The sequence below is a fragment of the Dyella flava genome, assembly GCF_016904955.1.
Classification (GTDB): Bacteria; Pseudomonadota; Gammaproteobacteria; order Xanthomonadales; family Rhodanobacteraceae; genus Dyella_B; species Dyella_B flava.
Window position 1 is genome coordinate 490,907 of the sequence record NZ_JADIKE010000039.1, and the last position, 13,175, is coordinate 504,081.

11 protein-coding genes are annotated in these 13,175 nt (G+C 60.6%); 2 read left to right on the forward strand and 9 right to left on the reverse strand.

All coding sequences use genetic code 11. The annotated features are described in order from the left end of the window. Positions 1-6 precede the first annotated feature (6 nt). The 3 genes from mtnC to ISP19_RS20615 all read right to left on the reverse strand — a co-directional run bounded on the left by mtnC (position 7) and on the right by ISP19_RS20615 (position 2,144). Complete coding sequence (gene mtnC / locus ISP19_RS20605) at positions 7-693, reverse strand: acireductone synthase (RefSeq protein WP_204684279.1); 687 nt, start codon at positions 691-693, stop codon at positions 7-9. A gap of 246 nt (positions 694-939) precedes the next feature. Further along, positions 940-1,500, reverse strand: coding sequence for a 1,2-dihydroxy-3-keto-5-methylthiopentene dioxygenase (locus tag ISP19_RS20610; protein WP_204684280.1), 561 nt, complete (start codon positions 1,498-1,500; stop codon positions 940-942). Further along, positions 1,497-2,144, reverse strand: a complete 648-nt coding sequence (locus ISP19_RS20615) for a methylthioribulose 1-phosphate dehydratase (RefSeq protein ID WP_204684281.1) — start codon at positions 2,142-2,144, stop codon at positions 1,497-1,499. Before ISP19_RS20615 ends, ISP19_RS20610 begins: the two co-directional genes overlap by 4 nt. Positions 2,145-2,579: 435 nt before the next feature. Between ISP19_RS20615 and ISP19_RS20620 the strand changes: the two genes are divergently transcribed. After that, positions 2,580-2,912, forward strand: a complete 333-nt coding sequence (locus ISP19_RS20620) for a high-potential iron-sulfur protein (protein WP_204684282.1) — start codon at positions 2,580-2,582, stop codon at positions 2,910-2,912. Between the two features lie 415 nt (positions 2,913-3,327). Here the strand turns inward: ISP19_RS20620 and ISP19_RS20625 are convergent, their stop codons facing one another. The 3 genes from ISP19_RS20625 to ISP19_RS20635 all read right to left on the reverse strand — a co-directional run bounded on the left by ISP19_RS20625 (position 3,328) and on the right by ISP19_RS20635 (position 7,546). Further along, on the reverse strand, positions 3,328-4,782 hold the full coding sequence (locus ISP19_RS20625) for an amino acid permease (protein ID WP_204684283.1): 1,455 nt from the start codon (positions 4,780-4,782) through the stop codon (positions 3,328-3,330). 78 nt (positions 4,783-4,860) lie between these two features. Then, on the reverse strand, positions 4,861-6,345 hold the full coding sequence (locus tag ISP19_RS20630; RefSeq protein WP_204684284.1) for an amino acid permease: 1,485 nt from the start codon (positions 6,343-6,345) through the stop codon (positions 4,861-4,863). A 229-nt stretch (positions 6,346-6,574) separates the two neighbouring features. Then, positions 6,575-7,546 carry a transporter gene (locus ISP19_RS20635; RefSeq protein ID WP_204684285.1) on the reverse strand — a complete coding sequence of 324 codons (972 nt, stop codon included), beginning with the start codon at positions 7,544-7,546 and terminating at the stop codon, positions 6,575-6,577. Between the two features lie 226 nt (positions 7,547-7,772). Here ISP19_RS20635 and ISP19_RS20640 point away from each other — a divergent pair, with 226 nt between their 5' ends. Beyond that, positions 7,773-8,303 carry an NUDIX hydrolase gene (locus tag ISP19_RS20640; protein WP_204684286.1) on the forward strand — a complete coding sequence of 177 codons (531 nt, stop codon included), beginning with the start codon at positions 7,773-7,775 and terminating at the stop codon, positions 8,301-8,303. Here ISP19_RS20640 and ISP19_RS20645 read toward each other — a convergent pair. The 3 genes from ISP19_RS20645 to ISP19_RS20655 all read right to left on the reverse strand — a co-directional run bounded on the left by ISP19_RS20645 (position 8,300) and on the right by ISP19_RS20655 (position 12,961). After that, on the reverse strand, positions 8,300-8,821 hold the full coding sequence (locus ISP19_RS20645; protein ID WP_204684287.1) for a 3-hydroxyanthranilate 3,4-dioxygenase: 522 nt from the start codon (positions 8,819-8,821) through the stop codon (positions 8,300-8,302). The two genes, ISP19_RS20640 and ISP19_RS20645, sit on opposite strands and share 4 nt — an antisense overlap. A 203-nt stretch (positions 8,822-9,024) precedes the next feature. Then, entirely contained in the window at positions 9,025-10,914 is a 1,890-nt protein-coding gene (gene parE / locus ISP19_RS20650; RefSeq protein ID WP_204684288.1) for a DNA topoisomerase IV subunit B, read from the reverse strand. A gap of 247 nt (positions 10,915-11,161) precedes the next feature. Next, positions 11,162-12,961, reverse strand: coding sequence for an aminopeptidase P family protein (locus tag ISP19_RS20655; protein ID WP_204684289.1), 1,800 nt, complete (start codon positions 12,959-12,961; stop codon positions 11,162-11,164). Positions 12,962-13,175: the final 214 nt, after the last annotated feature.

Sequence of the window (13,175 nt, forward strand, 5' to 3'; positions counted from 1 at the left end):
TGCGGCTCAGGGCTGGATGGCGTCGAAACTGGTGTAAGCGGGATGGCGGGGCTGGGCAGGGACCTCCAGCGGCGGACGCAGGAGCCAGCCGGTTTGCAGTCCTGCCGAGCGGGCGGCATCCAGCTCTTCGGCGATGTCGGACAGGAACAGCACGTGTTCCGGCCGCTCGCCGATGGCCTCGACGATGCGCCGATAGGACTCTGCCTCGCGCTTGGGGCCGGTCTCGGTATCGAAGTAGCCGGCAAATACGGGGGTCAGGTCACCGGCTTCGCTGTAGCGGAAGAACAGCTTCTGCGCGGGCACCGAGCCGGAGGAATACACGTAAAGGTGCAGCCCATCGCCGCGCCAGGCGTGCAGGCGCGCGGCCACTTCGGGGTACATGTGGGCGCGGTATTCGCCTTCCTCGTAACCGTCTTTCCAGATCATGCCTTGCAGCGCTTTGAGCGCCGTGGACTTGCGGTCCTCATCGATCCAGCGCAACAGTAGCTCGATGACTTCCTGGCGGCTGGCTTCGATCAGGTCGGCTTCCTTGGCGGCTTCGTGCAGCCAGTGCTGCACTTCGGGCTTGTCCGCATGGGTTTCCACATAGGCGGGCAAACGCTTGCGCGCATAGGGAAACAATACGTCCTTGACGAAGCTGATCGAGCTGGTGGTTCCTTCGATGTCGGTGACGATGGCGCGGATAGAGGTCATGGGGGCATCGGGGGAAGGGGGCCCTAAAGCTTAGCGTGGGCGTGCCTAGCTGCAAGCGACCCGCATCGCGATTCCATTCAGCTGCGACCCAGTGCCTCTCCCCGCCGTGTGAAGGCGGGGCGAGGGACGCGTGTGGTTATACCTCCCGCCCCGTATGAAAGCCTGAAGGCGGCGAGTTCGTCGGGAGGATGGCTGGGGCGAGGTTGGCCCCTCACCCCATTTACCCCGACGGGAAGCTGGGGGCTCTTATGCGGCTGTCGCCAGCGGCTGCATGCGGGGGAAATTCAGGGCGATGTCGGAGCCGGTGAAGTTGGCCACCCAGCCTTCCTTGTTGGTGAACAGGCGGATGGCCACGAAGTAGGGCGCCTCGCTCATGTCGAACCAGTGGCGGGTGCCATCGGGCACGCCGATCAGGTCGCCCTGCTCGCACAGAACGTCGTAGATCCTGTCTCCGATGTGCAGGGTGAACTGGCCGGCGCCGGCCACAAAGAAGCGTACCTCGTCCTCGCTGTGGGTGTGTTCGCTGAGGAATTTCTGGCGCAGGGCGGCGCGGTCCGGGTGGTCCGGCGTGAGGCTGATCACGTCGACCGACTGGTAGCCTTCTTCGCGCATCAGGCGGTCAATGTCGCCACGGTAGGCGGCAATCACCTCATCCTGGCTGGCGCCGGGTTCGACCGGCTGGCTGGCCGCCCATTGCTCGAAGCGCACCCCGACCTTGGCCAGTTCGCGGGCGATGGCGGCGTGATCCTCGTGCACCGAGGGCAGGGCTTGCGGTTGTTCCGCTTCAAAGATGCGTAGGCGGCTCATGCGTTCAATCTCCTCAAATCGAGTTCGCAGCCAAGCAGGAATTCCAGCGCTTCAAGATGGCGGCGCGCTTCGGCCATGTCACGTCCCCAGGTATAGATGCCGTGACCGTTGATCAAGTAGGCGTCGAGGGGTTTGCCGGCATCGATCCAGGCTTCGACCTGGGCGACCAGCTCAGGCATGTGCTGGGTGTTGGGGAAGACGGGGATATCGAGCGCGCTTTCATGCGTGGTGTGGCCGCGGATGGCTTTTTGCAGTTCCCAGCCTTCCAGCTTGATCACGCCGTCTTTGGCAAACAGGCGCGATGCGACGCTCTGCGTGCGGGAGTGTGTGTGCAATACGACATTGACATCCGGCCAGCGGCGATACACCTGCGTGTGCAGTTCGGTTTCCGCGCTTGGGCGCGACTGAGTCCCGACAGCCTTGCCTTGCATGTTCACCAGCATGATGTCGTCGCGACCGAGCTTGCCTTTGTCACGTCCGGAGATGGTGATGGCAGCGTGTTCAGCATCCACTCGCATGGAGAAATTGCTGCTTGTAGCTGGCGTCCAGCCATGCAGGGCAAGTTCGCGCGCAGCATCGGCAATGGCGTCGGCGCGCTCGTTGAACAGCGCGGCGGAAATGGTGGCAGGCAGTTCTTGGCTCATGGCAAATGGACGTCCAAACGAAGCGTGACTATAGCATGGGAGTTGGGGATGCTCTGAATCATCTGCGCAAGTGTCACCGGCTTTGGGCGGCGAGGAAGGATTGGAGATAAGCAGGGCCGGCCCCGACGAATCGAATTTCAAATGCTGGGGTGATGTCCAGAAGGTTTGCAGGCTGCGTCGCGCGGCTTGATCGCGGAGAGGGCACATAGACGTGCGTGGCTCTGGGGAGCGAGGAAAAGGCGCCCGGCCTTCCCCGCGCTGCGCAACACAACCCTGCAAACCTTCTGGACATCATGCCACCTACGCAGCATGAATCAGGCATCCCAAAGGCCAAATGCGAGTTATTCGCGAAAGGGCTCTGGTGCGTCTCATGGGGGTACGATGCAGACCGATTCGTCGCGTTCCTGCGGCGTGCACATCGTGATGAGGATGGTTATGTCGGGACATAAAGATATCGAGTCGCGTCGTCGCTTTCTGAAGCTGGTTACGGGTACGGCTGCGGCGGCAGTAGTCGTCGGCAGCTTGCCGCGCATGGCGCGTGCGGACGACCTGCCGCATTTGTCGGAGGCCGATCCCACTGCCAAGGCACTGGGTTACGTCGAAGACGCCTCGGCCACCAAGGATCCGAAGCACAAGGCTGGCGACGCGTGTTCCAACTGCCAATTCTATTCGGGTGGTGCAACCGGTTTTGGTCCATGCCAATTGTTCCCGGGCAAGGCAGTGAGCGCGAAGGGTTGGTGCATTTCGCATACGCCAAAGAAAGCTTGACGCCTTCATCGTCATACATGCCTACAAAGGCCGGCCTTGGGTCGGCCTTTTTGTTGTCGTGTCGAATAAAAAAACGCCTGCACTGGGCAGGCGTTTGATGACAACGAAGGGGTATTACTGAAAGTGCTACCCGGACGCGTCAGGCTGAGGAGCTGGCTCGCCTGACGCGCCGGGTCGCGATCCGGGGCCCACTGCCAAGTGATCAACCCACGGGCTGATGATGATACTCCGGTTGGTCGAAATGGGGCGAACCGCGACGGGAAATTTGTGAGGGTCGAATTATTTTTTGTTTTAAATCAATGATTTGCTAGAAAAATTCAAAGCGATACATTCAAATCATTAAAAGGCTGTTTACGACAAGATATTGACTGTACGCCACAGATGTCGGCTTTTTGACGGAGATCGCCGACGATCACTACTTGGCTGAGCCATTGGCAAGACGCAGGCGACTATGGCGAACCCCATAGGTGAAATAAATCGCGAAGCCGATCAGGGTCCAGACCCCCATCAGGGCCCAGTTGAACCAGTCCATGGTGGACAGCAGGGCCAGGCAGCTGAGCACCCCGGCAGTGCAGATCACCGGCGCCCACGGCACACGGAAGGTGCGCGGCAGCTCGGGGGATGTGTAGCGCAGGATCAACACGCCTGCGCACACGGCGACGAAGGCGATCAGCGTGCCCATCGACGTAAGGTTGGCCAGCAAGTCGAGCGGGAACAACGCCGCGAGGACGGCAATGCCGACACCGGTGATGATGGTGTTCAGATGCGGCGTGCGGTGTTTCGGATGGATGCGATTGAACACCTTGGGCAGCAGGCCGTCACGCGACATGATCATGAAGATGCGCGGTTGGGCGATGATCATCACCAGGATCACCGACGACAGGCCGATCATGGCGCCGACCTCGACGATCAGGCGCAGCCAGCCGAGTTCAGGGTGCACCTTGATGGCCGTGACGACCGGCTCATCCGTACCGAGTTGCGTGTAGGAGATCAGGCCGGTCAATACGGCGGCCATCGCCAGATACAGCACGGTGCAGATGATGAGTGACACCAGCGTGCCGAAAGGAAGATCGCGCTGCGGATTCTTGCATTCCTGCGCCGCGGTGGATGTCGCCTCAAAGCCGATATAGGCGAAGAACACCATCGCGGCACCGCGCATGATGCCGTCCCACCCGTATTTGTGGTTGCCTTGTGCTACCGGGATGAACGGGTGCCAATTCGCCGGATTCACGTAGCGATAACCGGCGACGACCACGATGATGATCAGGCCAACCTTGAGCAGCACCATCATCAAATTGATGCCGGCCGACTCGCGGATGCCGATGTAGCACAGCCAGGTCAGTGCCAGCACGATCGCTACGGCAGGTAGATTGATCAGGTGTCCCGTCAAAACCAGTGCGCCGTTGGTGTACGCGAAAGGCGCATCGGTGAGGGTTACCGGCAACTCGATGCCGATATGGTCGAGCAGGCTGGTGAAATAGCCGGTCCAGCTCGCCGCCACCGCGGAAGCCGAGATGCCGTATTCCAGCACCATATTCCAGCCGATGAACCACGCCACCAGCTCGCCGAGGGTGGCGTAGGCGTAGGAGTAGGAGCTGCCGGAAATCGGAATCAGCGTGGCGAATTCGGAGTAGCACAGCGCGGTGAAACCGCTGCAGATGGCCGCAAGGATAAAAGAGATCAGTACGGCCGGGCCGGCGTGATCCGCCGCTGCCTGACCCGTGACGACGAAAATACCGGTGCCGATCACTGCGCCGATACCTAGCGCGGTGATCCCCCATGGGCCGAGCGTTCGCCGCAGGCTGGGGCCGTGGGAGCTATCGGCGTCATCGGAGAAGTCAGTCTTGCGGGCGAACAACTGTTTGAGCATAGGGCTCCCTGAAATAAAGCCGGCACGGTGTGAGTACCGTGCCGGACAGGATTTACTCGATCAGCGAGGCACGTAACCTCAGGTGGGCTCGGTGCCGTTGGCCAGATGGCTCTTGCGGTAGCCGTAGAGATAGTAGACGACCAGACCTACGATGCCCCAGCCGAAGAACACTTCCAACGTCTTGAGCGGAAGGTTGACGAACAGCAACAGACAGCCAAGTACGGCCAGCGGGCACACAAACCAGACCAGCGGTGTGCGGAACGGACGCTTGCGATCGGGCTGCGTTACGCGCAGCACCATCACGCCAATCGCCACCATCATGAAGGCGAACAGGGTTCCCGAGTTCGTGATGTCAGCCAACTGGCCGACCGGATACAGCGCGCCGAAGATGGAGACGAAGATGCCGGTGATGAGGGTAATCACATGCGGCGTGTGGAAACGCGGGTGGATCTTGGAGAGCGACTGCGGCAGCAAGCCATCGCGCGCCATGGTGAAGAAAATGCGCGTCTGTCCGTAGGTCATGGTCAGGATGACCGACGGTAGTGCAATGCCGGCAGCAAGTCCGATCAGGTTGCCCATCTGATTGTGGTTGAGCATGCGCAGCACATGGGCCAATGCTTCCTTGCTGCACACCAGTGCATCGGAAGCTTTGCAGGCGGCCGCCATTTCAGGTGTGCCGGGCTGCAGTGCCAGGCCATCGGGCCCCATGATCGGTTGAGCGCCGATCGAGCCGATAGCACTGTAGCTGACCAGCAGGTAGTAGACGGTACATACGCCGAGCGAGCCGATCAGGCCAATCGGAATGTTGCGATTCGGATTCTTGGTTTCTTCGGCAGCGGTCGAGACGGCATCGAAGCCAACGTAAGCGAAGAAGATGGAAGCGGCTGCGCCCAGCACGCCAATGCCGCCCATCGGGCTGCCCCAGCCGTTTGGCACAAACGGCTTGAAGTTCGGATCCTTGACGGCCGGCAGCGCGACGAAAATGAAAGCAGTCAGCGCGATAACCTTGATGATCACCAGAACGGTGTTGACCTTTGCCGACTTTGAGGTGCCGATGACCAGCAGGAAGGTGATCAGCAGTCCGATCAGGAAGGCGAGCAGGTTGAACGTGCCGCCATCCATCGGACCTGCGCGCAAGAAATCCGGGAGCCCGAGCCCCGCGTGCGCCAGCAAGCCATTCACATAACCCGACCAGCCAACGCACACCGTGCTGGCGGCAATGGTGTATTCAAGCACCAGCGCCCAGCCAACGACCCAGGCGAGACCTTCGCCGAGTACGCCATAGGTATAGGTGTAGGCAGAGCCTGCCACTGGAACCATCGAAGCAAGCTCGGCGTAGGCCAGCGCTGCCAATGCGCAGACGATGGCGGCAATGACGAAGGAGATCATCATGCCCGGGCCGGCTTTCTGCCCGGCCTCCGCCGTGAGTACGAAAATACCGGTGCCAATGATGGCGCCGATGCCCAACATCGTGAGCTGGAACGCGCCAAGCTGTCGGGTGAGTGCCTTTTTTTCGGCAGTGGCCAGGATCTGGTCAAGTGGCTTGACACGCTTGAATAGCATTAAATAAGTGCTCCCGTGAGAACGGACGTTTCGCTCATCGAGGGTGTGGCAAGCAGACACGACGAACCGACGTATCGGTCAACCATAGCCTAGCGATGGGCGGGGGGACAAGCTGCATTGCGGCTAAATGGCCGAACCAAGAAAGGATCCAGCAGCCTTGGGTGAAACATCGTCTTCTTACGAAGTCGGATGGCACTTGCGCAGGAAAGTGTTTTTCCGCGCAAGTGCCTCAGAACACCATGTTGAACGCAGCCATCGGTGTGATGAAGGCATCGTTGTTACGGCCGGCGAAACTAAACTGCACGCCGCCGATCAGGCCGAAGCGGTCATTGAAGTTGTACTCGATGGCCGGTGCCAGGCTGTAGACGTCGCGCGACGAGCTACGAATTTCAAGCACACCTGCACCCGAGGCGCCTTTCAGGATGGATGAGCCGGTACGGTTGTAGGCCAGATCCATCGCCAGCACCCATTGCGGATTGATGCTGTACTCAGCTGACGTGGAAATGCCGAACGCATCGCCCAGACGGATGCCACCGCGAAAATCCCGCGGCACGTCACTGGCATAGGTATTGGCGCCCCTTAGATCGACGCGGCCTGGCGGCAGGCTGTAGGACACCACAGCGCGGAAGCGCAGCGGGCGACCATTGGGTAGCCATGCGTATTGCTGCACCATCAGCGAGAACGTGTCGACATCGGCACCGTTGCCGATGGCGTCGAGCGGATTCTCTTCGAGCCGGTCATAGGCGCCGGTTGGGAATCGATGCGAATAGTTGACCGATACAGCCGGACCCTTGTTGCCTTCGCCTGGTGCCAGCAGCAGATATTGGGCGCCGACGGTGGTATCGGTGACGCCCCAGCCATGGGTGCTCGAGCCTCCAGACATCGTATGTGCCGCGCCGACCGTCGCTTGTACCTGGAAGCGATCGGTGATGCCGTAAAAGAACGGCACCAGCGTCTGCCACTGCCGTACGCTGGCGCCGGACGAGTGCTCATTGCCTTGGCTGTCGTAGAAAGAGTCACTCTTGTATTGCATCAAGTAGGGCTCGATCACCAGCGTGCCGTTGGGAACGGTCATCGGATTGGATGTCAGCAACGGCCCGGTAAAATTGAATGAGGAATCCGAAGCCATGGCATGACCACACCACAGGGCAGGGGTAAGCAGGAATGCGAGTGAACCGACTTTGCGTTTGAAGCGTGTCATCGGGGCGCCTTGATCGTGTCGTTGAGGGGAGGCATCGACTCGATCAGCGCGAGTCGACGTGCACGACTCAAGCTAATGATTGCGTTTTAGCTGATCTATCATATGAGTCCTAAAATCGCCCTGTTTCGGCAGGTTTCTTGGATTTTTCGATGATCTAAAAAGATCGATTGCGATTTTGTCCGATGGATTCGTTGTTCCACGGTTGAGCCATCACAAGGGGTTGTAAATGAAGTTGCGAGAGTTGTTGCATCGCTATGCCGATCATCATGTGGGCGATACACATGTCGCCGCCTGCATGGCTTTTCTGGACGAGACGGAGCGTCCTTTTGATCGCGAGCACCAGGCGGGACACTTCACGGGTTCGGCGTGGCTGGTCAGTGCCGACGGTGAAAAGGTGCTGCTGACGCATCACCGTAAATTGAACCGGTGGCTACAGTTGGGCGGTCACGCCGACCGCGACAGCGATCTTGCCGGGGTGGCCTTGCGTGAAGCGCACGAAGAATCAGGCTTGAGTGGCTTGCGCGTGGATCCGGAGATCTTTGATGTCGATCGCCACTGGATACCTGAGCGCAAAAACGAGCCAGGTCATTGGCACTACGACGTGCGCCACGTTGTGCACGCTGGTACTGACGATGCGTTTGTCGTCAGCGATGAATCCCTGGAGTTGGCGTGGGTATCGATTCGCGCCCTGGCCGATGCGGATGATACGGATGAGTCGCTGCGCCGGATGGCGCGTAAATGGCTGACGCGTCGTTAATCGTAGCGTGCGGGTGCAGGATTGAGATGGCCGCAGGCGTTGCAGGTGCGTTGCTCGCGTGACGCATAGAAACGATCGAATACCGGCGGGAAGTCGGTTTCGATGCTTTGCAGGACGAAGTATTCCTCGTAAAGCTTGTGATTGCATTTTTCGCAAAACCACAGCAGGCCGTCCTTCTCATGGGCGAGCCGGCGGCGTTCGATGACCATGCCGATGGAGTTGGGCATACGCTGCGGTGAATGCGGTACGCGCGGAGGCAGATAGAAGATCTCGCCGGCGCGGATCGGGATGTCGCGGGCAACACCATCATCCTGCACTTTGAGCACCATCTCGCCTTCGATCTGGTAGAAGAATTCCGGACCTTCGTCGTGATGATAGTCGGTGCGCGCGTTCGGACCGCCGACGATCATGATGATGAAGTCGCCATCGACGATGCATTTGTTTCCCACCGGCGGCTTGAGCAGGTGGCGGTGCTCGTCTATCCAGCGCTGAAGATCGAAGGGTGGCAGCAGGGACATGCGGCGGATCCAACGGATGAGGCCGCCACGATAACGCCGATACGGCGCTAGTGCCAGCGGTCACCGCGCAAACTTCGTCCTGGCAAACGTTCCAATCCATGAGCGCAAAAAAAGCCGCTTCAGGCGGCGTGAACATGGATGGTATGTCGGTAGTGCTGCTTGGCCATGCCCCTCACGGCTCGGGGCATGGCTGCAAATCAAAATCATACTTCCAGGGTGGCGAGATCGCCTTTTTCTTCCAGCCAGTTTTTGCGGTCGCTGGCGCGCTTCTTGGCCAGCAGCATGTCCATCAGCTTGGCGGTGCCTTCGTTGTCTTCCACCGTGAGTTGCACCAGGCGGCGCGTGTCGGGATAGATGGTGGATTCGCGCAGCTGCGACGGATTCATTTCACCAAGGCCCTTGAAGCGGGTCACGGTGACCTGGCCTTTGATCTTTTCGCGCTCGATGCGCTGAAGCATCGCCGCCTTTTCGTTTTCATCCAGGCAATAGAACACCTGCTTGCCCACATCGACGCGGAACAGCGGCGGCATCGCGACGAAGATGTGGCCCTCGCGCACGAGTGCCGGGAAATGCCGCAGGAAGAGGGCGCTCAGCAAGGTGGCGATGTGCAGGCCGTCGGAGTCGGCGTCGGCAAGGATGACCACTTTGCCGTAACGCAGTCCACTCAGATCGTCCTTGCCCGGATCACAACCGATCGCGACGGCGAGGTTGTGCACTTCTTCCGAGGCGAGTACGGAGGTGGATTCCACTTCCCAGGTATTGAGGATCTTGCCGCGCAACGGGAGGATGGCCTGGAATTCCTTGTCGCGGGCCTGCTTGGCACTGCCGCCGGCCGAGTCGCCTTCCACCAGAAATAGTTCGGTGCGGGTGAGATCGGTGGCGGTGCAGTCGGCCAGCTTGCCGGGCAGGGCGGGGCCTTGGGTGATCTTTTTACGAACCACCTGCTTGGCCGCCTTCAGGCGCGCGCTGGCACGCTCGATCGCGAGTTGCGCAATGCGCTCGCCGAGATCTACGTGCTGGTTGAGCCACAGACTGAAAGCATCATGCACTACGCTTTCAACGAGTGCAGCGGCGTTGCGCGAAGAGAGGCGTTCTTTGGTTTGGCCGGCGAATTGCGGATCCTGCAGCTTGGCCGAAAGGACAAAGGCGAGCCGCTCCCATACGTCTTCCGGCGCCAGTTTCACGCCGCGTGGCAACAGGTTGCGGATGTCGCAGAACTCGCGCACGGCGTTGGTCAGGCCAGTACGCAGGCCGTTGACATGCGTGCCGCCTTGCACCGTCGGAATCAGGTTGACGTAGCTTTCCTGCACCAGCTCGCCTTCAGGCAGCCAGGTCAAGGCGACGTCCAAACCTTCCGTTTCGCGCGCAATGTGGTGTACGAACAGGTCGGCCGGCAGGCACTCCGCGCCGTCGAGTTCGCCGCGCAGGTAATCGCGCAGGCCGTCTTCGTAATACCACTCGCTGACTTCGCCGGTGGCTTCATCGGTGAGCTTGACGTTGAGTCCGGCACACAGCACGGCTTTTGCGCGCAGCAGGTGCTTGAGCTTGGAGAGGGAGATCTTCGGCGTGTCGAAGTATTTAGGGTCTGCCCAGAAACGTACCGTGGTACCGGTTTTCTTCTTCGGTACGGTGCCGAGGGTTTCCAGCGGGCTGGAGCGATCGCCATGGGCGAAGGCCATGCGGTATTCGTTGCCGTCGCGGCGGATGGTGACTTCCACCTTGCTCGACAGCGCGTTCACGACCGAAACGCCCACGCCGTGCAGACCGCCGGAGAAGTTGTAGTTCTTGCCGGAGAACTTGCCGCCCGCATGCAGGCGGGTAAGGATCAGCTCGACGCCGGGGATGCCTTCTTCCGGGTGGATATCCACCGGCATGCCGCGGCCATCGTCCGTCACTTCCACCGAGCCGTCGGTGTGGAGGATCACCTCGATCGACTTGGCATGACCCGCCAGTGCTTCGTCCACCGAGTTGTCGATCACTTCCTGCGCCAGGTGGTTCGGGCGCGTGGTGTCGGTGTACATGCCAGGCCGGCGCTTGACTGGGTCAAGGCCAGAGAGGACTTCGATATCGGCGGCGTTGTAGCGACTGCTCATGCGTGGAAAGTCATAGAGGCTGGCGCGGGAGAATGGTTGGGTCGGTCTGGAACGTCAAGCGTGCGGCACGCTTTACTCCCTCTCCCCTCCGGGGAGAGGGTTGGGGTGAGGGGTCGCGCTTGCCTTGAACTACATGAACAACGTGAAGCCCGCTCTGATATTCAAATAGCGACATTCAAGCTTTCTGGCGAGGTTGTCCCCTCACCCCAGCCCTCTCCCCGGAGGGGAGAGGGAGTAAGCGTCGTGCTTAAATCGGTGCACAGTGCTTTTCGAGCCACGCCAGATCGGCATCTTCCAGCAGCGGTGCAAGCGCGGCGCGCACCGAGGCATGGTAATCGTCCAGCCAGGCCCGTTCATCGGGATTGAGCAAGCCAGGTTCGAGCGCACGGCGGTCGAACGGGCAGAGCGTCAGGGTTTCGAAGGCGTAGAACTCACCGAACTCGGTCAGATCGGCTTCGACCACCACAGCCAGGTTTTCGTGCCGGATACCGTGGCGGGCAGGCTTATACAAGCCGGGCTCGATCGAGCTGATCATGCCGGGTTCCAGCGGCACCAGCGCTCCGCCGGCTACCGGCGGACGGATGCCTTGCGGCCCTTCGTGGACATTAAGAAAGTAACCGACGCCGTGGCCGGTGCCGTGGCCATAGTCCATGCCGGCGGCCCAGAGCGGCGCGCGCGCCAGTGCATCGAGTTGCGGGCCACTCGCGCCTTTGGGAAAGCGTGCGCGTGACAGGGCGATCATGCCCTTCATGACCAGGGTGGCATCGCGTCGCTGTTCGGAGGTGGTCGGTCCCAGGGCAAGCACACGGGTGATGTCCGTGGTGCCGCCAAGGTATTGCCCGCCGGAATCGATCAGCAGCAGGCCGTGGCGTTGCAGGGTGTTGTGTGCTTCCGGTGTCGCGCGGTAGTGCGGCAGCGCGCCGTTTTCCATGTAGCCCGCGATGGTGGCGAAACTTTCGCCGACGAAGTTCGGTTGGGCCGAACGTTCCTCGCGCAGCAGGGTATCCACATCCAGTTCGGTCTGGGTCATGCCCGCGGTGAGGCGTTCTTCCAGCCGACGGAACGCGCGCGCCAGCGCAGCACCGTCGCGACGCATCACCTCACGGATATGGTTGAGCTCGGTCTTGCTCTTGCAGGCCTTGAAGATCGTCGAGGGATTGGCGCCTTCGATGCGCTTTACCTGCGGTTTGACTGCTTGCAGGACCGCGCTGACCACGCGGCCTGGATCGAACAGCAGCGTATGGCTTGCACCGAGTTCGCCCAGCGCGTCGCCGAGCGTGGCGTAGTCGGCGATGCGGACCTGCTCTTTCGCCAAGGCGGCAACCAGGCTGTCACTGAGTTTGCTGCGATCAATAAAGAGTGTCGATGCACCGTCTGCTTCCACCAGCAGGTGAGCAAGGAACACCGGGTTGCACTCGACATCGCTGCCGCGCAGGTTGGTCAGCCAGGCGATGTCATCGAGGCTGGATACCAGGTGATGGGTAGCGTGCTGCTTGCGTAGCGCATGGCGCAGCTTGTCGAATTTTTCGCCACGCGACATTCCAGCGTAATCCAACGCATGCTCGATCACCGGTGCCCTGGGCAGGGCGGGGCGCTCGGGCCAGATCATGGCCGGAAGATCCAGATCTACGCGCAGCTTGATGCCGACGCCGCCGAGCAGGTTCTCGATCTGTCGCTGCGTGCCGACGGAGATGCTGTCGCCCGCCACCGCAATGACGTCACCTTGATGAAGATGCTGTTGCAGCCAGGTGAGGTGCTCCGGCGCGTGTGCGATGCGCTGCTTCATCAGCGCAATACCAGTGCCTGCAAGCTGTTGTTCTGCTTGCGAGAAGTAGCGTGAGTCGGTCCACAGCCCCGCTTCGTTGGCGGTGACGAGCAAGGTGCCGGCCGAACCATTGAAGCCGGACAGCCACTCGCGCGCCTGCCAATGCGCGGGCAGGTACTCGGAAAGATGTGGATCAGCCGTGGGAACCAGGCAGGCAGCAACGCCGTGACGTGCCATGGCTTCGCGCAGGGCGGCAATACGGGCGGGAATCGGAGTGCTCATGGGCGCATGGTAGCAGCAGTTATGGCGGTCCTCTGCGCGCGTGCAAATTCAGTACTTTGCGTTCTCACGCACGCTGTTGATTCGGTTGTCGAGGTGAGTGCATCCACAACATCAAGCGAGATATTACGCGCCTGTTTCAGCCGCGACATTCTGCCTCGGGCTAGTCACAACTTGCTGCGGCGCGATATCCTTATGAAGTCGTCCCCACGACAAA

What these genes read in the sequence shown, in the direction of transcription:
- mtnC (WP_204684279.1), bottom strand. Translation starts at nt 693, where the DNA reads ATGACCTCTATCCGCGCCATCGTCACCGACATCGAAGGAACCACCAGC.
- ISP19_RS20610 (WP_204684280.1), bottom strand. Translation starts at nt 1,500, where the DNA reads ATGAGCCGCCTACGCATCTTTGAAGCGGAACAACCGCAAGCCCTGCCC.
- ISP19_RS20615 (WP_204684281.1), bottom strand. Translation starts at nt 2,144, where the DNA reads ATGAGCCAAGAACTGCCTGCCACCATTTCCGCCGCGCTGTTCAACGAG.
- ISP19_RS20620 (WP_204684282.1), top strand. Translation starts at nt 2,580, where the DNA reads ATGTCGGGACATAAAGATATCGAGTCGCGTCGTCGCTTTCTGAAGCTG.
- ISP19_RS20625 (WP_204684283.1), bottom strand. Translation starts at nt 4,782, where the DNA reads ATGCTCAAACAGTTGTTCGCCCGCAAGACTGACTTCTCCGATGACGCC.
- ISP19_RS20630 (WP_204684284.1), bottom strand. Translation starts at nt 6,345, where the DNA reads ATGCTATTCAAGCGTGTCAAGCCACTTGACCAGATCCTGGCCACTGCC.
- ISP19_RS20635 (WP_204684285.1), bottom strand. Translation starts at nt 7,546, where the DNA reads ATGACACGCTTCAAACGCAAAGTCGGTTCACTCGCATTCCTGCTTACC.
- ISP19_RS20640 (WP_204684286.1), top strand. Translation starts at nt 7,773, where the DNA reads ATGAAGTTGCGAGAGTTGTTGCATCGCTATGCCGATCATCATGTGGGC.
- ISP19_RS20645 (WP_204684287.1), bottom strand. Translation starts at nt 8,821, where the DNA reads ATGTCCCTGCTGCCACCCTTCGATCTTCAGCGCTGGATAGACGAGCAC.
- parE (WP_204684288.1), bottom strand. Translation starts at nt 10,914, where the DNA reads ATGAGCAGTCGCTACAACGCCGCCGATATCGAAGTCCTCTCTGGCCTT.
- ISP19_RS20655 (WP_204684289.1), bottom strand. Translation starts at nt 12,961, where the DNA reads ATGAGCACTCCGATTCCCGCCCGTATTGCCGCCCTGCGCGAAGCCATG.